The organism is Faecalibacterium sp. I4-3-84, from assembly GCF_023347255.1.
In the GTDB taxonomy this organism is placed as follows: Bacteria; Bacillota; Clostridia; order Oscillospirales; family Ruminococcaceae; genus Faecalibacterium; species Faecalibacterium taiwanense.
The window spans coordinates 2,368,315-2,390,431 of the sequence record NZ_CP094466.1 but is presented as its reverse complement, the minus strand read 5'-3'; the positions used below and the strand labels follow the sequence as shown (position 1 = coordinate 2,390,431).

The window sequence follows — 22,117 nt, the reverse complement described above, 5'->3', positions numbered from 1 at the left end:
AAAATATTTTTTATTTTTGCAGCTCAGGATGGCCTGCAGGCCATCCTGAGCTGCTCTTTCACAGATGAAGCCGTTCCGGTTTTCTGCATTTTTCCCTTAAAATGCCGTGACCCGTTGGGGCCTTCTTCGTGAAAACGTGATTTGGAGCAGCCCGCAGGCTGCGACAAATCACCATATTAAAATAACGTTACCTCTGTCATTGCCAGAGCGCAAGCGGAGGCAATTTAAAATCATCAGCTCACATCCAGATCGTCCAGATATTCTGCGCCGTGCTGCGCAATGTGTTCCTTGCGGCCTGCAAGGTTATCACCCAGCAGGATATCGAACACCTGCGCGGTCTGCACCACATCGGTGGGCATCACTTTAATAAGGCGGCGGCTCTCCGGGTTCATGGTGGTCAGCCACATCATCTCAGGGTCGTTCTCACCCAGACCTTTGGAGCGCTGGATGGTGTATTTTTTCTCGCCGATCTCTTCCAGAAACGCTGTCTTTTCCGGCTCGGTGTAGGCAAAATAAGTGCGGTCTTTCGTTGTAATTTCATACAACGGCGACTCTGCGATATACACATAGCCCTTCTCGATCAGGGTCGGGGTCAGGCGGTAGAGCATGGTGAGCACCAGCGTGCGGATCTGGTAGCCGTCCACGTCGGCATCGGTACAAATGACGATCTTATTGAACCGCAGATTATCGAGATTGAAGGTGGCCAGCTCCTTGTTGTGTTTGCCGCCCAGCTCCACGCCGCAGCCCATCACCTTGATGAGGTCCACGATGACATCCGATTTAAAGATGCGGGCATAGTCTGCCTTCAGGCAGTTCAGGATCTTGCCGCGGATGGGCATGATGGCCTGATATTCACTGTCGCGGCTGGACTTGACCGCACCCATAGCGGAATCGCCCTCCACGATATACAGCTCGCGGCGGGATGCATCCTTGGTGCGGCAGTCCACGAATTTCTGCACACGGTTGGCAAGGTCGATCTGGGTGGACAGCGTTTTTTTGATGCTCTGGCGCGTTTTTTCCGCATGCTCACGGCTCTGCTTGTTCACCAGCACCTGCTGGCAGATCTTCTGGGCCTCGTCCGGCTTTTCCAGAAAATACACTTCCAGATAATGCTTGAGGAAGTCGGTCATAGCCTGCGAGACGAACTTATTGGTAATGGCCTTTTTGGTCTGGTTCTCGTAGCTGGTGCGGGTGGAAAAACTGGACGAGACATACACCAGACAGTCCTGCACATCCTGAAAACTGATGGCGCTCTCGCCTTTTTTATAGAGGTTCTTTTCCTTCAGGTACTTGTTGATCTGGTAGACAAAGGCGGTGCGCACCGCATGCTCCGGGCTGCCGCCGTGCTCCAGCCAGGAAGAGTTGTGGTAGTATTCCAGCATCTGCACCTTATTGGAGAAGCAGAACGCCGCGCTCATGCGCACCTTGTAATCCGGCTGATCCTCGCGGTCTCGGCCCACGGCCTCACTCTCGCAGCTGAATACCGGGGTCAGGGTATCCTCCCCTGCCACCTCGGCCACATAGTCCGCGATGCCGTGCTCATAGCACCAGCTCTCGTACCACGCCTTTCCAGTGGCAGGGTCTTTCTCTTTTTCATCGGTAAAGTTCAGGGTCAGGCCTGCGTTGACCACCGCTTGACGGCGCAGGGTATCCTTATAGTAGCTGCCGGGCACATCGATGTCGGTGAACACCTCGTCGTCCGGCTTCCAGTGAATGATGCTGCCAGTGCGGCGGCCCTTGTAGGCTTCCTTCTGCAGGCCGCCCACATTCTCGCCCTTTTTAAAATCAAGGTGATAGTGGTATCCGTCACGGTAGATATCGGCGGTCATCCATGCAGAAGCATACTGGGTAGCGCACAGGCCCAGACCGTTCAAGCCAAGGCTGAACTCGTAGTTGTCCTCACCCTCGCCATACTTGCCGCCTGCATACATCTCGCAGAACAGCAGCTCCCAGTTGTAGCGCCCCTCGCCGTTGTTCCAGTCCACGGGCATACCGCGGCCAAAGTCCTCAACGATAACGCTGCCATCCTTACAGCGGGTCACGTTGATGGTATCGCCGTGGCCGTCGCGGGCTTCGTCGATGGAGTTGGAGACGATCTCAAAGATGGAGTGGGCGCAGCCCTCCACGCCGTCTGAGCCAAAGATAACGGCCGGGCGCTTGCGCACACGGTCGGCACCCTTCAAAGAAGTAATGCTCTCGTTGCCATATTCCTGTTTTTTTGCCATGCTGCTCCTCCCGGCCCGGCCTTTCTTGCAAAAAGCGGGCCGTCTGTAGTCAAATCATAAAACGCCTCTGCCCTTTTCTTACTATAATATAGGTATGCACAGAGAAAAAGGGCAAAAGCGCCTGAATCATTTCATTTTCATTAAACCATAGGTTGTTGAATTTGTCAATTTCTGTTTGGCACGCCCGCACACAGCACGTCCTGTGCCGGATGTGCCGAAAGCAGGTTAAAAAAGTCATTCTTATTTTACGCGCTGGAGCGACCAAAATCAAGAAAGTTTCAATTTTCTGAAAAAAATTTGGATTTACCCCTTTACAAAATCGAAATTTCAGGTATAATAATCATCGTCCGGTGCGCCTCTGTAGCTCAGTCGGTAGAGCAGGGGACTGAAAATCCCCGTGTCATTGGTTCGATTCCGATCGGAGGCACCAGTCAAGGAAACCCAGCAGGGTTTCCAATATGCGGCCGTAGCTCATCTGGTAGAGCGCCACCTTGCCAAGGTGGAGGTAGCGAGTTCGAGCCTCGTCGGCCGCTCCATAACGGAGCAGCAACAGTTGCTCCAATATGGCCCGGTAGCTCAGTTGGTTAGAGCACCAGCCTGTCACGCTGGGGGTCGTCGGTTCGAGCCCGATCCGGGTCGCCACCAAGAAAGCGCAAGCTTTCACCTACTTTGAAACTTGTTTTCAGGGCATCAGAAATGATGGGTGCAAGGTAAAATGCACCGAATATGCGGCCGTAGCTCATCTGGTAGAGCGCCACCTTGCCAAGGTGGAGGTAGCGAGTTCGAGCCTCGTCGGCCGCTCCAACAGGAGTGGAAATTCACTCCTAAATGTGGTGACGTGGCCAAGTGGTAAGGCAAGGGTCTGCAAAACCCTCATCCACCAGTTCAAATCTGGTCGTCACCTCCAAAAGATTCCCGGAAGCTTCGGCTTCCGGGATTTTTTTGCGCCGTCCCCTGCCAGCCGCAAGGCTCCTGACTGTTCACCCCCCTCTGCCTTTTGAACAATGTGAGATACAACGTGTGTTCGTTGTTTATTTTCTCTCAAGGCTCAAAAGCCACGGAAAGCTGCGCTTTTTTGCGCACTATTTCTTCATTGTTCAAAACCTCAATGTATCATAGGGAACTTTTGAACAGTCAGCCTCTGCCGGAGCAGAACCGCAGCCGCATCTGATACCACACCACCCCGCCGTGGGTAGAGCCGGAAACCCCCTCGTTCACAAAGCCGAACTTTGCATAGTAGTGCAGCAGCTTTTCCTTGCAGGTCAGCACCAGCCCCCTGCGCCCCTGTGCGCGGGCATCTGCAATGGCCCGCTGCAGCAGCAGCCCGGCGTAGCCTTGGCAGCGGCAGCGCGGGAGGGTGTTCACCCCAAAGATCATCTGCCATGCGCCATTTTCATCATGCAGGGACGCGTCCGCGTACATCGCATCGGTCAGGTCGGGCGTGTCGGTGCAAAAGCCGTCCACAAAGGCCGCCAGCTGCCCATCCTCAAACAGCAGCCAGAAGTGGTCTGCATAGTGTGCCAGCCGCCCGGCAAATTCCTCTGCCGTGGCAGCCTCCGCTGCCGGGAAGCAGGCTGCCTCCACGGCGGCAATGGCGGGCAGGTCGTCCATGGTCGCGTTGCGGATCTCCATTCTATCCTATCCCCTTTCCGTTTTGTTCAGTGTACCACAGCCGCCGCGCAAAGGCAAAGTGTTTGCATCTGTTCCCGGTCCGTGTTACAATGGCTATACTACGCTTGGAAAGGAGCTGAACCGCCATGCCCGCCGAAAACCACACCACCCTCACCCCGGATACGCCGGTGCGCTACCTGAAGGGCGTTGGCCCCAAGACCGCTGAGCGGTTCGAGAAGCTGGGCATCGTGACGCTGGCAGACCTGCTGTGCCACTACCCCCGGCGGTACATCGACTTTTCCAAGCCCTACTCCATCGCACAGGCCCCCGCCGACACCGAATGTGTGGTGAAGGCAGAGGTGTTCGCAAAGCCCGGCGGGCGTATCCTGCCGGGCGGGCGGCGGATGGAGCGCATCACTGCCGGGGACGATGTGTCCAGTCTGGAGATCACATGGTTCAATAATCCGTATGCCGCCCAGAAGCTGCAGCTGGGGCAGGAATATTATTTTCAGGGCATCGTTACCGGCGGGATGCTGCGCCGCCAGATGGTCAACCCGCAGGTGCGCACCGCCGAGCAGATCAAGGCTTCTCCCTTTGAAGCGGTCTACCCCCAGACCGAGGGGCTTTCCAGCAATGCCATCGCCAAGTGCGTGCGGCAGCTGCTGCCCCATGCAGAACTTCTGCCCGACCCTCTTCCGCCGGAAATGCTGGCAAAATACCGTCTGCTCTCCAAGGCAGATGCCGTGCGGGCCATCCACTGCCCTGCCACGGAAGAGCAGGCCTATGCAGCCCGGCGGCGGCTGATCTATGAAGAACTTCTGGTTTTGCAGCTGGGCATTGGCCGGATGAAAAACCGGGGTGCCGCTGCCACCGGTGCGCCCATGCAGCTTGCCGACCCGTCCCCGTTCTGGGCCAGCCTGCCCTTCTCCCCCACCGGTGCCCAGCGCCGAGCCGTGAGCGAGATTCTGTCCGACATGGCGGGCGAGACTTCCATGAACCGCCTTTTGCAGGGCGATGTGGGCAGCGGCAAAACGCTGGTGGCGGCTGCCGCCATCTGGGCCTGCATCCGGGCGGGGTATCAGGCCGCGCTGCTGGCCCCGACAGAAATTCTGGCCGCCCAGCACGCCGAAGGCCTGAACCGGATGCTTGCCACCTTCGGGATACGGGTGGCCCTGCTGACTGGCGGCATGAAGGCCGCTGCACGCCGCACCACCCTTGCCGCCATCCGGAACGACGAAGCCGACCTTGTGGTGGGCACCCACGCCATCCTCAGCGAAGGCGTAGAATTTGCCCGGCTTGGTCTTGCCGTGATCGACGAGCAGCACCGCTTTGGGGTACGGCAGCGCGGAATGCTGGCCGAAAAGGCCGCGAATCCGCACCTGCTGGTGATGAGCGCAACGCCCATTCCCCGCACGCTGGGCCTGCTCATCTACGGCGATTTGGACATCTCCATTCTGGACGAGCTGCCGCCGGGCCGCACACCGGTCAAGACCCGCTGCATCACCGGCCAAAAGCGGCGCGACCTCTACCATTTTCTCGATCAGGAGATCGGGCGCGGACGGCAGGTGTATCTGGTCTGCCCCGCCATCGAGAACACACCGGACGGCGGGCTGAACGCCGTCAAGAGCTACTACGAGGACATTGCCAAAGCCCTGCTGCCGGAGCGCCGGGTAGGCCTGATGCACGGCAAGCTCAAGCCCAAGGAGAAAGCTGCCGTGATGGAGGACTTCAAAGCCGGACGGCTGGACGCACTGGTGTCCACCACCGTCATTGAGGTGGGTGTGGATGTGCCCAATGCCAGCGTAATGGTGATCGAAAACGCAGAGCGCTACGGTCTGAGCGCCCTGCACCAGCTGCGCGGCCGCGTGGGACGCGGTGCAGCGGAGAGCTGGTGCTTTCTTGTCAGCGACAACCAAAGCGAAAACGTACAAAAACGGCTGAAATTTTTGTGCAGCACTACGGACGGCTTTGTGGTGGCGCAGTACGATCTGGAGACCCGCGGCCCCGGCGACTTTTTCGGCAGCCGCCAGCACGGCCTGCCCACCCTGCAGATCGCCGACCTGATGAACGACACCCGCACCCTGCACGCTGCGCAGGCGGAAGCCGTTGCCATGCTGGCCGACGACCCTCTGCTGGAAGCGCCGGAGCACGCACTGCTGGAACAGCAGGTGCAGCAGATGTTCGAGAAAGCCGGAGCCATGAACTGATCCGGAGGTTTTTTGCGCACAAGCAGCAAATGCAAAAGCCGCTGCACGGCTGGTGCAGCGGCCCCTGTTATCGAACAGAACGCTTTGCGTGCCGTTCGCCCATGCTTATCACATCGCAGAACACGCAGCGGCTTTTGGTGGAAAGCTGGGTATCCTTATGGTAGCAGCCAAAAAGCCACTTGTCGTAGGTCAGCTTCAACAAAATTTTATCCAGAAAACTGTGCAGCTGGTTGGTCTCGCCGCTGGCAAGGGCGGTAAAATCCAAAAATCTGCTTGGCGCATCGTGGGTCAGCACATAATCCACTTTGTAATCGCACGCTGCAAGGTTCTCCTCACAAAAGGCGTATTCCTCCTCCGAAGGCATTTCTTCCCTCCACCAGTTCACGCCGGGTTCCCGATCCTCCACATCCTGGCTTTCCGCACCACCAAAGCACAGGTATTTTTTATTCTCCAATTCCAGCACGCTGCCGCGGCACACATGGTACACATTGCCACCCAGTGCCTGCACCTTCCCGCCAAAGCGTTCCTCGGTGGGATACTGCTTTAAAAGGTCGTAGTTTTCGTGGCTGCCGTCCAGAAACAGCAGGATATACGGGCGCTTGCGCAGCCAATCCAGCTTTTTCTGTTCCTCCTTGCTGCCGTCCCACACAAAGCCAAAGTCGCCCAGTACCACCACGGTATCCCGTTTGCCCAGCCAGCGCAGCTTGCCGTGCTTGAAGCGGTCGATGTCGCCGTGGGTGTCCCCTGTCAGATATACCATTCCTGTCCTCCCTGACCGGATGTGAAATCGGCACAATAAGCCTTGTCACACCCCGCCAAACCTGTTATTATAAAGAATACAGCCTTCCGCTGTGATCTCGTTCTTACCCGGCGCACAGCGCTTGTGCCGTGCTGCCTGTTGTTTTATATTATCGCTTTTTAAAGGAATTGTCCACATGAAACGTATTTTTGCGCTGGTTTTGTCGTTCGCTGTCCTGTTCAGCTGCCTTGTGCTGCCCGCCGGGGCTATGTTCGACCCCACCCCGGTCTATCAGGTGCAGGCACAGAGTGCCTATATCGTCAACACCGATACCAATATCATCGTCTATGATAAGGACAGCACAAAGCAGGTATCCGCCGGTGGTCTGACAAAGTACATGACCATCGCCCTGCTGCTGACCAACTATGCCGACCATCTGGACGACACCTTCCAGATGCCCTTTGCCATCTCGGATTACGTTTATAACACCAACAACGCCGATATGCGCTCCAACGAGACCTTTACCTACCGCGAAGCCATGTACGCCATGCTGACCCGCAACGCCAACGAAGCCGCCATGGGCCTTGCTTATGCCCTTTCCGGCGGCGACCTCGCGGGCTGGGTGAGCCAGATGAACACCCTGTCCCAGCGCATCGGCACCACCGGCAGCACATGGACGGATGCCTGCGGCATCAACAGCGGCAACGTGACCTGTGCCGTGGATATGTACCTGATCCTGCGCTATCTGATGAGCTTTGATGCCTTTGTGGAGGTTTCCGGTGCGCCCAGCTTTACCATGCCCGCCAAAGAAAAACACCGTTCTTCGTCTGTTCTGGTCAGCCAGAACGCCGCGCTGAGCAAATCCGGCGGCGGCAAATACTACCGCAGTGCCATGCAGGGCGGCATGTGCGATGTGACCGCATTCAAAAACGACAGTGGCAATCAGAGCTATGTTTCATGGGCCAATAAGGATGGTGCCACCTATATTTTCTGCGTGATGCAAAGCCCGGACACCTGCGACGATTTCGGCTACGCCAATCGCCGCCCGGCCCTGTGCGAGACCGTGAAGCTGATGGACTGGGTGTTCGACAGCTTTTCCATTCAGGCCGCGCTGGATACCGACCTTACGCTGGCTGAGATCCCGGTGAAGTATTCCTCCGATACCAGCTCCCTGCAGCTGTATCCCGCCGACAGCATGATGACCCTGCTGCCCTCCACCGGCGACGGCAGCGTGACCCAGAAATATTTCCATCTGCCGGATCACGTGTGTGCCCCCGTCCAGCAGGGCGATGTGGTGGGCACCGTGGAGCTGAAGCTTGCCGGTGAGACCATTGGCGTGGTGGACCTGATCGCCGGGCAGGATGTCAGCCGCAACCCGCTGCTGTTCACTGTGGCGCGTTTTCAGGAATTCTTAGGCAGTCTGTACCTCAAAGTTGTAATAACATTGAGTATTATTTCCATCATCATCTACTTTGCGTGGGTCCTTTTGAACAACTGGAACCGCCGCAAGCCCACCAGAAAGATCCGCCGCCGCTGAGCTTTGTACCGTTCAGCCGCATTTTGTGGAAAAGTGACGCAAAAAGCCCCGTCAGCCTTTTCAGGATGACGGGGCTTTTGGTTGCGCCAGCAGGAGTCGAACCTACGATGGGGGAGTCAAAGTCCCCTGCCTTACCGCTTGGCGATGGCGCATCATGCAAGGTATTATACCATATTCTTTGTTTTTCCACAAGGGGAAGGTTCCACTTTTCCGCTTTTGCGGCGGCTCTGTGATGCCTTTTGCAGCCTGCAATTTGTGAAAAACCAATTTTTTTCATCATAGCAACAAAATACGCCCATTTTGTTGCACTTTTGTTGCATTATATGTGGTAAATATAGGATTGAATAAACCTCCTCTTCCCGGCTTTTTCGTCTACTGCCTCATGGCGGGGACATCGAGGTCTGTTCTGGTGTTTCCGTTCCCGGCAGGCACCACATCCCAATTCGTCAGGAAAGCGAGGAGTCATATGAAAAAGATCTTGAAAATGCTGGTCCTCGGTCTGCTCAGCGCTGCACTGCTCTGCTGTGCACTGCCCTCTGCCTTTGCCGCAGAAGACAAGGATTCGCAGGTCTACATCATTGGTCTGGATGCCATGGGCGGCAGCAGCTCCGCTGTGGCAGTCACCACCAATCTGAGCGGCAAACTCAGTGCCCTGCCCGCGCAGCCTACGCTGGAAGGCTACACCTTTGACGGCTGGTATACCGAGCCGGTGGGCGGCACAAAAATCAGCACCTCTACGGTGTTTACCGGTGATACCACTGTGTACGCACACTGGACCGTGAAAAACGCCACCACTTCCACCAGCACATCCACACCCGCTCAGCCGGAACAGACCGCGCAGGAATACGATGACGGCCCGGTTCTGAGCGTTCTGGCGGTAGCCGGTGCTCTGATCACCACGCTGGCCGTGGCTGCCTTTATTTAAGTCTTTCCATGCACTGTATCAATTTTATCAATAGAAAGGAAAATCTCCATGTCTACTATGAAACTGCCTGCAAACTATGCCTCCATCAGCGAAGAGGAAATGGTCTATCTGGACGGTGGTGCCAGCGACGCTTACAACAGCTTCCTGAATATCGGTAAGGTGTTCAACGCCATTGCCCGTATCTTCTCCGGTGCAAGCTCCATCATCAACAATGTCAACGTGATCTACCAGTCCTTCCTGACTCTGGGCGATCTGCTGAAGAGCTTCTGATCCGGCTTCTATTTTCATCTGTTTTTCAAGAACTGTTTCCGTTGTGGGGACAGTTCTTTTTGTTTTTAATGCATTTTCAGTCCGGTGTATCCGACGTAATCGTTTACATCAAAGGAAACAATTTTTTTATTCTTTGGCAAAAAAATGCACAGAAAAAGCATTTTTGTTACGCTTCTGTTGCGCATGCTGTGCTAACATACAGGGTAGAAGTTCATTCATCAAACTGGCGTTGTCACGCCGAAAACTGATATATCAAATGTGGTTTTGTGGTGCGAAATTTTCGTATTTGTCGAAAGTTTTCGTTCGCCTGATCCGACCACTTTTTGCGGGAGAAATCGATCATTATGCCGGACCGTGAACTGCGGCACATGCGCCGCACCGAATTAGTCGAGATCATTCTGGCGCTCAAGCAGAGCGAGGACCAGCTCCGGGCAGAAAACGCTGCCCTGTCTGCCCAGCTGCAGGAACGGCAGATCCATATTGAAAACGCAGGTTCCATTGCGCAGGCTGCACTGGAGCTGAACAAGGTGTTTGAAGCGGCGCAGGCTGCGGCCGATGAATACGTTGCATCGGTGCACGCAGCAAACAAAAACACCAATGCCGCCGCCAGCGCTCTGCGCGCTCAGGCGGAAGCCGAAGCCCAGCAGATCCTTGCACAGGCACAGACTGAGGCCGCGAACCTGAAGGCCCGCACCCAGCAGCAGTGCGACGCGGAAGTGGAAGCCGCCGCACGCAAGCGCGCCCAGACCGAAGCGGACTGCAAGGCAATGCTTGCCCGGACGCAGCAGGAGATCCAACAGCGCTGGGCCGCTTTTGACCACCGGGCCAGCGAACTGCTGGACGGCTATCACAGCACGGAATTCCTGCCGGAGGAGCGTGCCAAATGAAAGAGCAAAAGATCAGGTTCACGCCCATTCCATCCACAGCAGAGGTGGAAGCAGAGCGCGAACGTCTGGCCTACCGCAGCCGTTATATGCGGGTGCTGCGCAGCACGGTCTACACGCTGCTGGTGGTCGCGGCCGTTGCCGTGCTGGTGGCCACCCTGTTTCTGCCGGTGCTGCAGGTCTCCGGCGACAGCATGAACCCCACTCTGCAGGACCGGGACATCATTCTGCTGGTCAAAGGCAGCGACATGAAGACCGGCGACCTTTGCGGATTTTACTGGCAGAACAAACTTCTGCTCAAACGCATCATCGGCCTGCCCGGTGATGTGATCGAACTGGACGAGGACGGTGTGGTCACTGTGAACGGCCAGACGCTGGATGAGCCCTATGTAGATGAACTGGCTCTGGGCGAATGCGACATCAAATTTCCCTATCAGGTGCCGGAAAACCGGTATTTCGTACTGGGTGACCATCGGGCCACCTCCATTGACAGCCGCAGCAGTGTGATCGGCTGTGTGGAAAAAAGTCAGATCGTGGGCAAGGTTTTTTTGCGGGTATGGCCCTTATCCAGCTTCTGGTTGATCCCCTAAGGAGGTTTAGGAATCATGCGGGATATTGTGAAAGAATATCAGGAAAAGTTCCGTCGGAACCACCAGCGCGCCAGACGCTATACTGCGCTGCTGCTGGCACTGGCGCTTACCACCAGCCTGTTCGTGAACTGGCAGCTGCACGGCGTGGGCATTGCCAAAACGGCCGAATATCTGTGCGGCGAGCTGGAGCACGAGCACACCGCTGCCTGCTATGAAAAGCAGCTGGTGTGCGGCTATGAGGAAGGCGAACCGGAGGACTGGAACGCCACCATGACGGACGACGGCATGTCTTTTGATGATACGTTCGGCATGGATGATGATGCGTTCGGCGTGGATGCGGATGATCCCGGCATTGCAGCCTATTCCGCAGAGCCGGAGTACATCTTTGTGCCCCATGAGCACACCGACGACTGCTACCAGGAAGTGCAGGAGCTGACCTGCCTGGAAGAAGAGCACACCCACACCGACGACTGCTTTGACCCTGAGGACGGCAGCCTGATCTGTGATCTGTTCGAGCACACCCACGACGACAGCTGCTACACCACCACCTATGAGCTGGTGTGCGGTCTGGAAGAGGGCGAGCTTGTAGAAGAAGTGAACCCCGATTATGACCCGGTGGCCCTGTTTGAGGAGCCGGTGGCCGCAAAGCCCGTGGTGGTCGATCCTGTAACCGAGACCCCGGTGCACCACCACACCGATGCCTGCTACGAGGAAGTGCTGGTCTGCGGCCTGCCGGAGCATCACCACACGGTGAACTGCCTGTCCGACCCGCTGGACGGCACGCAGGACGAGGATGACTGGCTGGACAAGACTGGCACGGCCCTGACCGGCATGTGGAACGAAGACCTGCTCACCGTGGCACAGGGTCAACTGGGCTATGAGCAGAGCGAGAAAAATTTCAAGCTTGACACCGATGACGGCGAGACCCTGCGCTACTACACCCGCTACGGCCAGTGGTACGGCAACCCCTACGGCGAGTGGGACGTGATGTTCCTGTCCTACTGCCTGAACTATGCAAATATCCCGCAGAGCGCGATCCCGCAGCGCGCCAGTACGCTGGCCCTGCGCAGCGAGCTGCGTTCCACCGGTTATCTGCTGGACCCGGACAGCGACATTGCGGCCTATGAAATGGACGCAGACATGTCTGTTACTGGCCTGCAGCCCGGTGATATCGTGTTCTATAACGCCACCACGACCGAGACGGTCGCTGTGGCAGACGAGCCGCAGATCGAGGACCTTTCCCCGGATGCTGACACCGAGCTGCTGCAGGCTTTGAGCGCCCCGGCAGCGGCCGAGCCGCAGACCGAAGAGCGCACTGTCTCGTGTGAGACCGTGGGCATCGTGTCGGCTGTGGACGAAGCTTCCGGCACGCTGACGGTCATCTCCGGCAACGTGGACGGCAAGGTGTCCGAGGTGTCCCTTGCGCTGTCCCAGCTCACCGGCGTGATCCCCGTGGCATCTGTGCAGGCCGAGGAGAGCGCGGATGCTGCAGTGCAGTCCGGCGATATCACCGGCTATGTTTACGACTTTGCAATCCGCAAGAAGGATGGCAACAGCTGGATACCGGCAACGGACTTTACCACTTCGGACTCTGTGCAGGCAGAGTTTGAGTTCAAAGAAATCCCGGTCACTGCACTTGAAAAGGGTTCGGACGGCAGCTATTTTGCCTATATCCCGCTGCCGGAAGGTATCGACTGCTCCATGCTGAAGGGTGGTGACATCAAGGATTCGGATTATCTGGGCGGTGTCTCCGGTGTCTCCGGTAAGTATTCCTTTAAAGAGGTGGATGGCCGCTGGGTCGTTGTCCTGAATTATGATCAGGAGTACATCGAACAGCACGAACTGGAGAATACCAAAATCAAGGGCGATGTCTCCTTCGAGTTCCAGTGGGACGAATCTTCCGTGACGGAGGAAGGCGAAAAGAAGATCATTACCGTCAACGGCAAGAATATTGAGATCACGATCAAAAAGGACGAAGAGCCGCAGCCTTCTGAGAACAAGTTCTCGCTGAATAAGAAAGCTGGAAAGCTTACCTACGACGAGGAAAAGAAGAAAGCCACCATTGATTATACGGTCACGCTGGATGTCAAGCAGGACATGACTGGTCCGCTCACGATGGAGGATGTGTTGACCAGCAACGGGTTCGATTATGTAGACAGCAGTCTCCAGATCGATTCCAGCAACGTCAAAATCAGTTGGGCTGATTCGACCAGCGGAAACGGAAAGACGCTCACGATCGGTGAAGAGGGCAAGACGATCCAGGCTGGCAAATATACCATCACCTATCGCGTCGAAAAGGAAAACTTTGGCGTATCTGCGGACGAGATCGGCGACGTGCAGAACAAGATCAGCATGCGCAAGGATGACGAGAGCCATTCCAGCGACGAGAAGACGTCTACCTCGACAAAGCTGATTGAAAAATCCGGCAAGGCCAGTACCGACAAAAATGGTGATACCATTATTACATGGACGGTCAAGCTGAACAGCGGCGACGCCAAGCGCTATCTGCAGAAGGCAAAGTTCACTGATACGATCGAAGGCGGTCAGGAGTATGTGGATGGCAGTTTCACGGTCAAAGAAAATGGCGGCACGATAAAGGGTGCAGCTCCGGCGATCAACGGAGCGACCCTCAGCTATGATCTGGCTGACGGATACAACAGCTATACCATCACCTACAAGACCAAAGTCACTGCAGACATCCCGCTAGAGGGCCTCACGGTGTCCAACACAGGCATTATCGATGGTGATAATCTCCATGGCGAGGATACCGGCAGCGTGGATCTGAAGGATGAAGTCCTGAAGAAGGAAGCTGACGGCGATCCCACGGTCGCCGGAAACAAGGCCACCCTTAACTGGAAGTCCACAATCAATGTGGATAACCTGAACGGTTATGTTTACTACGACTATAGTGATACGGTCTATCTTGATAGTCAGCATGTCAACCTGCAAAGCATTGATCTGAACGATATTCAGGTTCTGGATAAAAATCAGGTCGATGTGACGAATCAGGTGACCATCAGCACATACAGCGAGATAACTAGCGGCGCGGAATGCGGCCTGTTCAAGATCGATTTCGGCAGTGCGGACATTCATGGACCGGTGACGATCAAGTACAAAACCACAGTCGATACAAGCCGGCTGGGCGAGTATGCCAATATCACAAATAAGTGCTACATCGTGAAGGATGGCCACCGGCAGGATGCCAGTGCCTCGCAGCACATCCACAACGTGGAAGACCTGTGGAAAACGCTGATCAAGTACGGCGCCAACTGGAATATGACCGGCAAAGATAACATTACGATCGGCGTCGGCGATGAGATTCCGTGGACTGTTGTGCTGAACAATGAGGGATTGATCAAGGGCTCTAAGGGCAAGTGGACTGTGCAGGACAAGCTCCCGGCAGGGCTGCTGCTGGACCGCGCAAGCGTAACGCTGGGCTTCAACGGTCGTTATCCGACACCTGTGGAAGGTAAAGATTATACCATCTCCGTCTTCGAGGGCACAGATGGCCGGACGGTCCTGCAGATCGTTTTTGAAGAAAGCGCCTATCAGAACACCGAGGGACCCGCTGCAAAAATCATACTGACCTACAAAACCACCCTTGACCCGAATAGCGATTTCTGCAAGAACGATCAGGCCACGAAGGATTTTGTCAATGACGTTTCCTTCTCCCATGATGGAACAACGCAGGAGACGGACTTCACCCAGACGGTCACCCGCAATGTGGTTGGCAAACATGGCCAGTTCGACAGCAGCACCAACCTGCTGAGCTATACCATCGAGGTCAACCCGGACGGCTCGAAGCTTTCCCCGGATGACTCTGATCTGGAGCTTGAGGATAAATTGTCCGTCCCCAATGACCTGCGGAGAGGCTATGTCTCTCTGGAAGACATTACCGTATTTGAAGCCGAGCGGCAGGAGGACGGCTCGCTGGTGGCAACAAATCCGATCGGTGATGGCTTGCAGCGTGTGGATAGTCAGAGCGCAATCGACACCTCTCATTATTACACAAGGCCTGATAGCAACGGTGATATCAAATTCTGGACCAAGGTACCGGACCGCACGCCGCGTGTGTTGGTAGTCACGTATCTCGTCAGGGATACTCTGAATGATGTGAAGGTGGATGGTACGTTCACCTTTACCAATAAGGTGCGGCTCGGCGGTAAATGGAAGACGGAGGATAAGGGCAGCAGTGCCAGCTTCTCTTCCGGTTCCACCAGCGGTCTGGACTACAATGCCGACCGCCTGACCGTGATGAAGTACTCCGGCAACCAGGGCAATCCTCTGGCCGGTGCAGTATTTACGCTGAAAATGTATGACCCCAGTTCTGGTTGGAAGGAAGTCAGCAGCTTTACGACCGATGCAACCGGCAGCAAGACGCTGGGCGGCCTGATCCGCAACAGGCTCTACGAGCTGACTGAGACGGAGGCCCCCGCTGGTTATCTGCTGCCGACGCCGAACACGCCGTACTACTTCTACATCACAACGAACCTGAACGCGAACCCCATCCCGGCGGCTGCGAGCGTTGGCGAGAATCTTGTCACCGTCTACACCGTTGAAGAGGGCGTCTACCGCAACTTCACCTTCTACCGCAATAATGCCCGTAACCCGGACTATGTGAAGGAAGGCGACCTGCTGGTCAAGAAGGCGTGGAAGAACTTTGATGGCACCGATATCACGGATACATCGAAGCTTCCGGAGATCGTGGTCACACTGACGAAGCATGTGGCGAACCCCGGCCACCGTATTCTTCTGCAGCTTGATGATGGTTCAGGTACAAAGGTTTTTGCCAAAAATATCAATGACGGCGGTGATGTCTACGTCACAGTATGGTCTCAAAATTATCAAAACTGGTTGGATGCTGGAGTAGCAATAACGGCTACTGGCGAGAGCGCTCCGGATGGAAAACCGATTTATAAAATCAGCAATATCATCTCCGACATTACAATCAAGAGCACAAAAGTTTATTACAATGGCGGCGATTTCTATACGACTGCTGGCGGTACTCCCATCACCGGCACGACCGACACCGAAGTCGGCAAAGTTACGCTGAACAGCAGAAATGGCTGGTCTGCCCATTTTGAAAACCTTGAGATTGACGACGGCATCACTTATACTATAAAAGAGATGTCCGTAGAAGGTTACACCGTGTCCTACACGCTGAACAACGAAGCTCTGGAGGCCGGTGCATCCTTTGCGCTGGGCAAGAACACCGGCAGCAACGGCAACGGCGATACCATCGTCATCACCAACACCGCCGAAGAGTCCGGCGGCTACGTACTTCCCTCTACCGGCGGGGCCGGTACCAAACTGTATACAGCAGGCGGCGGCGCGCTGATGCTTGCCGCTCTGGTGTGCGGGGTTTGCAGAAAGCGCAGACGCGAGAGGAGGGAACGTTAAAAAGCCTGCATCCTTCCTGACACGGCGGCAAAATTGATTCTGCGCCGGAAGCAGACCCTGAAAATAGGAATCAGAAAAACTTGAAAGGAGATTTTCGCAAATCATGATGAAGAAAGTAATCAAAAAGCTGCTGGCCGCACTGCTGGCAGTTGCCATGCTGTGTGCCATGGCAGTACCCGCGTTTGCAGATGATAACACTTACACTATTACCATTAACAATCCCGTTGGCACTTATAAAGCTTACCAGATTTTCTCCGGCGATCTCGAGGGCAAGATTCTGTCCAACATTGTTTGGGGTACTGGTGTCACCGAGGCTGGTAAAACTGATCTCGGCAGTGCTAAAGACAGAGCTGCCACCCTCACTAACGATGCTTCCGCCAAGGTTTTTGCTAAGGAAGTAAGCAAGTATCTTGGTGAGGCTTCCGGCAGTTACGCTGACGGCAAGATCTCCGGTCTGGCTGCCGGTTATTATCTGATCAAGAATGATACCGTAGGCGATAATGAAACCTACACCAGCTTTATTCTGGCAGTTGTTAAGGATGTTACGGTTGAACCGAAGGGTGATAAGCCCGCTCTGGAAAAGAAAGTCAAGGATGCCAACGACACTGACGGCACTACCACCAACTGGCAGGACAGCGCTGACCATGACATCGGCGATGATGTTCCTTTCAAGCTGACTGCAAAGATTGCAAGCAACTTTGATGATTATACCACTTACAAGTTCGTATTCCACGATGAACAGTCTGCAGGTCTGACCTTTAAACCCGGTACTGTCAAGGTTACTGTTGCTGGCAACGAGCTGAAGGCTTCTGACTACACTGTTGTAACCGACCCGGACGATGGCTGCACCTTCCATGTTGTGATTAACGATCTGAAAAAGATCTCCGATGCAGCTGCAAACGCTGAGGTCGCTGTTGAGTACAAATCCACGCTGAACGAGCATGCTGTTATTGGCTCCGCGGGCAACCCCAACGAGGCATATCTGGGATACTCTAACAACCCTCATAACTCCAACGATACTACCACCACTCCCAAGGACAAGGTCACCGTTTTCACCTTTAAGGTCGTTGCAAACAAAATCAATGGCGACAATGATAAGGCTTTGAAGGGTGCTGCTTTTGCACTGTATAAGAAGGGCCAGGATTCTACTTGGAAACTGGTCGGTCTCAACAATGCTACGGAAGCCGACGGTAAGTATACCATTGTAGATCCCGATCAGACCAAGTTTGATTGGGTCGGTCTGGATGACGGCGAGTATAAGATCGAAGAGATCATCACCCCTGCCGGCTTTAACTCGATCGCTCCCCAGACCTTTAAGGTCACTGCTACACATGACGAAACTTCTGCTGATCCTAAGCTGACTGCTCTGTCCGGTAACATGACTTCTGGCGAGATCACCTTTACCGCCAAAGAAAGTGATGGTTCTTTGACTACCGACATCGTCAACAACGTCGGTGCTACCCTGCCCTCCACCGGTGGCATCGGCACCACGATCTTCTACGTCGTGGGCGGCGGCCTGATGGTGGCTGCAGCAGTCCTGCTCATCACCAAGAAGCGCATGGAGAACAAGTAATTTCTCCTTTTCCCCAACACCCCGGAACTGCGGGGCCGCAAGGCCCCCGGCTCCTATCCTTATAACATTAGGGAGTAGCCCATGAAAAAGAACAAAAGCACCATCATCCTGATCCTCGTCTTTTTCGTGGGTCTATCCGTGATGTTATACCCCACCCTCAGCGATTACGTCAACCAGCTGCATCAGTCCCGTGCTGTGGCCACCTATGCCGAGGACGTGGACAAGCTGACCGATGCCGACTACAGCGCCTATTTCGAGGCGGCAGATGCGTTCAATGCACAGATCGCCGCAGACCCGGATGCGTTGTATTTCCCGCAGCGCTTTCCCACCTACGAAAGCACGCTGGATGTGACCGGCACCGGCATTATGGGCTACATCACCATTGAAAAGATCGGTGTAGAGCTGCCCATTTACCACGGCACCAGCGATAGCGTGCTGCAGATCGCCGCAGGCCACTTGGAGGGCACCAGCCTGCCGGTGGGCGGCCAGAGCACCCACGCGGTCATTTCGGCCCACCGCGGCCTGCCCAGCGCCAAGCTGTTCACCAATCTGGACCAGCTGGAAGTGGGCGATACCTTTACCATCACGATCCTGGACCGCGTACTCACCTACGAGGTGGACAACATCTCCATCGTTCTGCCCACCGAGACGGACAACCTCAAGGTGGTGGACGGCAAGGATTACGTCACCCTCATGACCTGCACCCCCTACGGCATCAACACGCACCGCCTGCTGGTGCGCGGACGCCGCATCACCACGCCGGACAAGCTCAAGCACATCCGTGTAACAGCTGATGCCATCAAGATCGAACCGATCATCACAGCTCCCATCATGGCACTGCCCCTGCTGCTGGTGCTGCTGCTCTGGCTGCTGTTCTCCAACCGCAAACGCAAATCTACAAGAGGTGAAAAACATGAAACGCACTGATCTCAAAAAGCACGCTGCGGCCCTGCTTTTGGTGCTGTGCCTTCTGGTAACAAGTGCGCTGCCTGCCCTTGCCACCAGCGCAAACATCAAGCTGGTGGACAGCAGCGGCAATCCCACTACCGGCACCATCCGCGTTACGCTGTACGACAGCGCCAACGATAAGGCGCTGAGCGGCGGCAAGCTCACTTTGTACCGTGTGGCCGAGGTAAAGCGCCAAAACGGCAACCTGAGCTACGAATACTGCGGCGATTTCTACGGCTGCGGCATTGCGCTGGGTGATTTGACCGACAGCACCCTTGCGGCCCAGCTGCAGGAGTATCTGCCCCAAAGCGCCGAGGGCACTACGAAGACCATTGATGCGGACGGCAACGTGACCTTCCGTGATCTGGAGCTGGGCCTGTATCTGATCGTGCAGACCGAGGCTTCCAAGGGCTATGAGCCGATCAATCCGTTCCTTGTCTCTCTGCCCATGGCGGAGGATGGCAAGTGGAATTATGTGGTGGATGCCAGCCCCAAGGTGGGTGCTTACACCCCCACCAAGCCGGACACGCCGCCCACTCCCCCTACGCCGCCGGATACGCCCGATCATCCTGATACGCCTACCCCGCCGGACAGCCCGGATACCCCGGTCTCTCCCGGTAATCCGGATCATCCGGTAGCACCCGGTAATCCAGACAGCCCCGTTCTGCCGGGCCACCCGGATAGCCCGGTAATGAGCGGTCTGCCGCAGACCGGTCAGCTGAACTGGCCCGTGCCGGTGCTGGCTGTCAGCGGTGTGGTGCTGTTTGCATTCGGCTGGGCGTTGGATCGCAAATACCGCACAGTATAATTCCCTTCTGATACAACAAAGAGGACCCGATGCAGATGCATCGGGTCCTCTTTTTCGGTTTCTTTTATGCAGTCAGGGTTTACTGCTGCTGTGCCTGCTCGGCGCGCTTGGCTTCCAGCGCCAGAATGGCATCGCGGCGGCTCAGGTTGATGCGGCCCTGCTGGTCGATGTCGGTCACCTTGACCACGATGGCGTCACCCACGGCCACCACATCCTCCACGCGCTCCACACGCTTGGTGTCCAGCTTGGAGATGTGCACCAGACCTTCCTTGCCCGGTGCGATCTCAACGAAGGCACCAAAGTTCATCAGGCGGGTCACTTTGCCCTTGTAGATGGCACCGATCTCGGGGTCCTCCACAATGGTCTTGATGGTAAAGATGGCGCGCTTTGCGTCCTCCTGATCCACAGCAGAGACGAACACATGGCCGTCCTCCTGCACGTCGATCTTGCAGTTGCAGGTAGCGCAAATGTCCTGAATGACCTTGCCGCCCTTACCGATCACGTCCTTGATCTTATCGGTGGGGATCATCATGCTGAACATCTTGGGTGCGTAGCGGCTCAGCTCATGGCGAGGCTCTGCGATCACCGGCTTGATGATCTCGTCCAGAATATACAGGCGGCCCTTGCGGCACTTCTCAAAGGCCTCAGCAATGATGTCGTAGGTCAGGCCATCGATCTTGATGTCCATCTGGATGGCAGTGATGCCCTTGCGGGTGCCGCCCACCTTGAAGTCCATGTCGCCGTGGAAGTCCTCCACGCCCTGAATGTCCAGCATGGTCATCCAGCGGTCGCCCTCGGTGATCAGACCACAGGAAATGCCAGCAACGGGTGCCTTGATGGGCACGCCTGCATCCATCAGGGCCAGCGTAGAGCCGCAGATGGATGCCTGAGAGGTGGAACCGTTGGAGGAGAGCACCTCAGACACGCAGCGGATGGTGTAGGGGAACTCTTCCAGAGAGGGCAGCACGGGTACCAGAGCACGCTCTGCCAGTGCGCCATGGCCGATCTCGCGGCGGCCGGGGCTGCGCGGTGCGCGGGCCTCGCCCACAGAGTACGGCGGGAAGTTGTAGTGATGAATATAGCGCTTGGTCTGCTCGTCGGTCAGGTCGTCCATGAGCTGGTTGTCCTTGGTGCCGCCCAGAGTGCAGGTGGTCAGCACCTGCGTCTGGCCGCGGGTGAACATGCCGGAGCCGTGCACGCGGGGCAGGATGCCCACTTCGGCAGCCAGCGGGCGGATCTCGTTGATGCCGCGGCCGTCCACGCGCTTGCCCTCGTCCAGCAGCCAGCGGCGCACCACGAACTTCTGCATCTTGTAGCTGACCAGATCAAGGTCTGCAGCGGTCAGGTCGGGGTACTCCTCGGCGATCTTGTCCATGATGGGCAGCAGAGCGGCATCGCGCACATTCTTGTCGTCGGTGTCCATAGCGGCCTTGAAGTCGTCCAGATACTTGTTCTGGATGGCGTGGAACACGTCCATATCCAGACCCACCACCTGAAAATCGATCTTCTTCTTACCGCGCTCGGCCACGATGCGGTTGATGAACTCAATGGTCTTTTTGATCTCCACGTGAGCGGCCTTGATGGCGTTCAGCATGGTGTCCTCGTCCACCTCGTTGGCACCGGCCTCGATCATCACGATCTTATCCATGGTGGCGGCAACGGTCAGGGCAAGGTCGCTCACCTTGCGCTGCTCCTGCGTGGGGTTCAGCACGATCTCGCCGTCTACCAGACCCACCTGCACGCCGCCGATGGGGCCGTTCCACGGGATGTCGGACACGGCAGTGACCAGAGAAGCACCGATCATACCGGCGATCTCAGGGCTGCAGTCGGGGTCCAGACTCATGACGGTCATGGTGATGCACACGTCGTTGCGCATCTCCTTGGGGAACAGCGGGCGCATGGGGCGGTCCACCACGCGGCTGGTCAGGATGGCGCGCTCACCGGGGCGGCCCTCACGGCGCATAAAGCTGCCGGGGATGCGGCCTGCCGCGTAGAGCTTTTCCTCATACTCCACGTTCAGCGGGAAGAAATCCACGCCCTCGCGGGGCTTGGGGCTCATGACCACGTTGCACAGAACGCAGGTCTCGCCGTAGCGGATCATGGCGCTGGCGTTGGACAGGCCGCACATCTTGCCCATCTCGACCTTGAACGGGCGGCCTGCCAGCATGGTTTCGTAGACCTTGAAATTCTCAAAGGTCTCTCTGCGGGAACCAAATTCAATTGCCATTGTTTTTGCCTCCTTGTTTTTCCGGATTTTTCTATCCAAAAAGGCCGTGGCGCGCGCATCATAGCAATAAATCCAGCGTCCGTACCCGGGGCACAGGCGTTCGATTTACTGCTGCAATACGCTGCCGCCGCCATTTTGTACATAAAAGCAAAAGGCAGGCACCTTTGCGGTAC

The 22,117-nt window shown here is 56.2% G+C and carries 14 protein-coding genes and 6 tRNA genes; 15 read left to right on the top strand and 5 right to left on the bottom strand.

Annotated elements, in window-relative coordinates:
- Positions 1-233: 233 nt before the first annotated feature.
- Positions 234-2,225, bottom strand: a complete 1,992-nt coding sequence (locus tag MTP41_RS11735) for a DNA gyrase/topoisomerase IV subunit B (RefSeq protein WP_154261165.1) — start codon at positions 2,223-2,225, stop codon at positions 234-236.
- Positions 2,226-2,579: 354 nt separating this feature from the next.
- On the opposite strand from MTP41_RS11735, the gene MTP41_RS11730 reads away from it, so the two are divergent.
- The 5 genes from MTP41_RS11730 (at position 2,580) to MTP41_RS11710 (ending at position 3,132) form a co-directional block, all read left to right on the top strand.
- Positions 2,580-2,655 (top strand) — tRNA-Phe (locus MTP41_RS11730).
- A gap of 30 nt (positions 2,656-2,685) precedes the next feature.
- Positions 2,686-2,761 (top strand) — tRNA-Gly (locus MTP41_RS11725).
- 29 nt (positions 2,762-2,790) lie between these two features.
- Positions 2,791-2,867: transfer RNA gene (locus tag MTP41_RS11720), tRNA-Asp, on the top strand.
- A gap of 86 nt (positions 2,868-2,953) precedes the next feature.
- Positions 2,954-3,029, top strand: a tRNA-Gly gene (locus tag MTP41_RS11715).
- A 28-nt stretch (positions 3,030-3,057) separates the two neighbouring features.
- Positions 3,058-3,132: transfer RNA gene (locus MTP41_RS11710), tRNA-Cys, on the top strand.
- Between the two features lie 227 nt (positions 3,133-3,359).
- Here MTP41_RS11710 and MTP41_RS11705 read toward each other — a convergent pair.
- Positions 3,360-3,857 (bottom strand): GNAT family N-acetyltransferase, encoded by a 498-nt coding sequence (locus MTP41_RS11705; RefSeq protein ID WP_249235573.1) that lies wholly within the window; start codon positions 3,855-3,857, stop codon positions 3,360-3,362.
- A gap of 125 nt (positions 3,858-3,982) precedes the next feature.
- On the opposite strand from MTP41_RS11705, the gene recG reads away from it, so the two are divergent.
- Entirely contained in the window at positions 3,983-6,043 is a 2,061-nt protein-coding gene (gene recG / locus MTP41_RS11700; protein ID WP_249235572.1) for an ATP-dependent DNA helicase RecG, read from the top strand.
- A 67-nt stretch (positions 6,044-6,110) separates the two neighbouring features.
- On the opposite strand, the gene MTP41_RS11695 is transcribed toward recG, so the two are convergent.
- Positions 6,111-6,803 (bottom strand): metallophosphoesterase, encoded by a 693-nt coding sequence (locus MTP41_RS11695; RefSeq protein WP_249235571.1) that lies wholly within the window; start codon positions 6,801-6,803, stop codon positions 6,111-6,113.
- Positions 6,804-6,978: 175 nt separating this feature from the next.
- Here MTP41_RS11695 and MTP41_RS11690 point away from each other — a divergent pair, with 175 nt between their 5' ends.
- The gene (locus MTP41_RS11690; protein ID WP_249235570.1) at positions 6,979-8,319 is read left to right on the top strand and encodes a D-alanyl-D-alanine carboxypeptidase family protein; all 1,341 of its coding nucleotides are present in this window, start codon (positions 6,979-6,981) and stop codon (positions 8,317-8,319) included.
- A gap of 78 nt (positions 8,320-8,397) precedes the next feature.
- Here MTP41_RS11690 and MTP41_RS11685 read toward each other — a convergent pair.
- Positions 8,398-8,471, bottom strand: a tRNA-Gln gene (locus tag MTP41_RS11685).
- A 314-nt stretch (positions 8,472-8,785) separates the two neighbouring features.
- Here MTP41_RS11685 and MTP41_RS11680 point away from each other — a divergent pair.
- The 8 genes from MTP41_RS11680 to MTP41_RS11645 all read left to right on the top strand — a co-directional run bounded on the left by MTP41_RS11680 (position 8,786) and on the right by MTP41_RS11645 (position 19,717).
- Positions 8,786-9,244 (top strand): InlB B-repeat-containing protein, encoded by a 459-nt coding sequence (locus tag MTP41_RS11680; RefSeq protein ID WP_249235569.1) that lies wholly within the window; start codon positions 8,786-8,788, stop codon positions 9,242-9,244.
- A gap of 48 nt (positions 9,245-9,292) precedes the next feature.
- Complete coding sequence (locus MTP41_RS11675) at positions 9,293-9,514, top strand: hypothetical protein (protein WP_242959145.1); 222 nt, start codon at positions 9,293-9,295, stop codon at positions 9,512-9,514.
- A 344-nt stretch (positions 9,515-9,858) separates the two neighbouring features.
- Positions 9,859-10,401 carry a hypothetical protein gene (locus MTP41_RS11670; protein WP_118529226.1) on the top strand — a complete coding sequence of 181 codons (543 nt, stop codon included), beginning with the start codon at positions 9,859-9,861 and terminating at the stop codon, positions 10,399-10,401.
- Complete coding sequence (gene lepB, locus MTP41_RS11665) at positions 10,398-10,988, top strand: signal peptidase I (RefSeq protein ID WP_120121099.1); 591 nt, start codon at positions 10,398-10,400, stop codon at positions 10,986-10,988. Before MTP41_RS11670 ends, lepB begins: the two co-directional genes overlap by 4 nt.
- A 15-nt stretch (positions 10,989-11,003) precedes the next feature.
- Positions 11,004-16,388 (top strand): SpaA isopeptide-forming pilin-related protein, encoded by a 5,385-nt coding sequence (locus MTP41_RS11660; protein ID WP_249235568.1) that lies wholly within the window; start codon positions 11,004-11,006, stop codon positions 16,386-16,388.
- Between the two features lie 103 nt (positions 16,389-16,491).
- Entirely contained in the window at positions 16,492-17,961 is a 1,470-nt protein-coding gene (locus MTP41_RS11655) for an isopeptide-forming domain-containing fimbrial protein (protein ID WP_249235567.1), read from the top strand.
- An 81-nt stretch (positions 17,962-18,042) separates the two neighbouring features.
- Positions 18,043-18,888: a class C sortase gene (locus MTP41_RS11650; protein ID WP_249235566.1), complete on the top strand. Its 846-nt coding sequence runs from the start codon at positions 18,043-18,045 to the stop codon at positions 18,886-18,888.
- Complete coding sequence (locus MTP41_RS11645) at positions 18,875-19,717, top strand: SpaA isopeptide-forming pilin-related protein (protein WP_249235565.1); 843 nt, start codon at positions 18,875-18,877, stop codon at positions 19,715-19,717. Before MTP41_RS11650 ends, MTP41_RS11645 begins: the two co-directional genes overlap by 14 nt.
- 79 nt (positions 19,718-19,796) lie before the next feature.
- On the opposite strand, the gene MTP41_RS11640 is transcribed toward MTP41_RS11645, so the two are convergent.
- Positions 19,797-21,944, bottom strand: a complete 2,148-nt coding sequence (locus MTP41_RS11640) for a polyribonucleotide nucleotidyltransferase (protein ID WP_249235564.1) — start codon at positions 21,942-21,944, stop codon at positions 19,797-19,799.
- Positions 21,945-22,117 lie beyond the last annotated feature (173 nt).

What these genes read in the sequence shown, in the direction of transcription:
- MTP41_RS11735 (WP_154261165.1), bottom strand. Translation starts at nt 2,225, where the DNA reads ATGGCAAAAAAACAGGAATATGGCAACGAGAGCATTACTTCTTTGAAG.
- MTP41_RS11705 (WP_249235573.1), bottom strand. Translation starts at nt 3,857, where the DNA reads ATGGAGATCCGCAACGCGACCATGGACGACCTGCCCGCCATTGCCGCC.
- recG (WP_249235572.1), top strand. Translation starts at nt 3,983, where the DNA reads ATGCCCGCCGAAAACCACACCACCCTCACCCCGGATACGCCGGTGCGC.
- MTP41_RS11695 (WP_249235571.1), bottom strand. Translation starts at nt 6,803, where the DNA reads ATGGTATATCTGACAGGGGACACCCACGGCGACATCGACCGCTTCAAG.
- MTP41_RS11690 (WP_249235570.1), top strand. Translation starts at nt 6,979, where the DNA reads ATGAAACGTATTTTTGCGCTGGTTTTGTCGTTCGCTGTCCTGTTCAGC.
- MTP41_RS11680 (WP_249235569.1), top strand. Translation starts at nt 8,786, where the DNA reads ATGAAAAAGATCTTGAAAATGCTGGTCCTCGGTCTGCTCAGCGCTGCA.
- MTP41_RS11675 (WP_242959145.1), top strand. Translation starts at nt 9,293, where the DNA reads ATGTCTACTATGAAACTGCCTGCAAACTATGCCTCCATCAGCGAAGAG.
- MTP41_RS11670 (WP_118529226.1), top strand. Translation starts at nt 9,859, where the DNA reads ATGCCGGACCGTGAACTGCGGCACATGCGCCGCACCGAATTAGTCGAG.
- lepB (WP_120121099.1), top strand. Translation starts at nt 10,398, where the DNA reads ATGAAAGAGCAAAAGATCAGGTTCACGCCCATTCCATCCACAGCAGAG.
- MTP41_RS11660 (WP_249235568.1), top strand. Translation starts at nt 11,004, where the DNA reads ATGCGGGATATTGTGAAAGAATATCAGGAAAAGTTCCGTCGGAACCAC.
- MTP41_RS11655 (WP_249235567.1), top strand. Translation starts at nt 16,492, where the DNA reads ATGATGAAGAAAGTAATCAAAAAGCTGCTGGCCGCACTGCTGGCAGTT.
- MTP41_RS11650 (WP_249235566.1), top strand. Translation starts at nt 18,043, where the DNA reads ATGAAAAAGAACAAAAGCACCATCATCCTGATCCTCGTCTTTTTCGTG.
- MTP41_RS11645 (WP_249235565.1), top strand. Translation starts at nt 18,875, where the DNA reads ATGAAACGCACTGATCTCAAAAAGCACGCTGCGGCCCTGCTTTTGGTG.
- MTP41_RS11640 (WP_249235564.1), bottom strand. Translation starts at nt 21,944, where the DNA reads ATGGCAATTGAATTTGGTTCCCGCAGAGAGACCTTTGAGAATTTCAAG.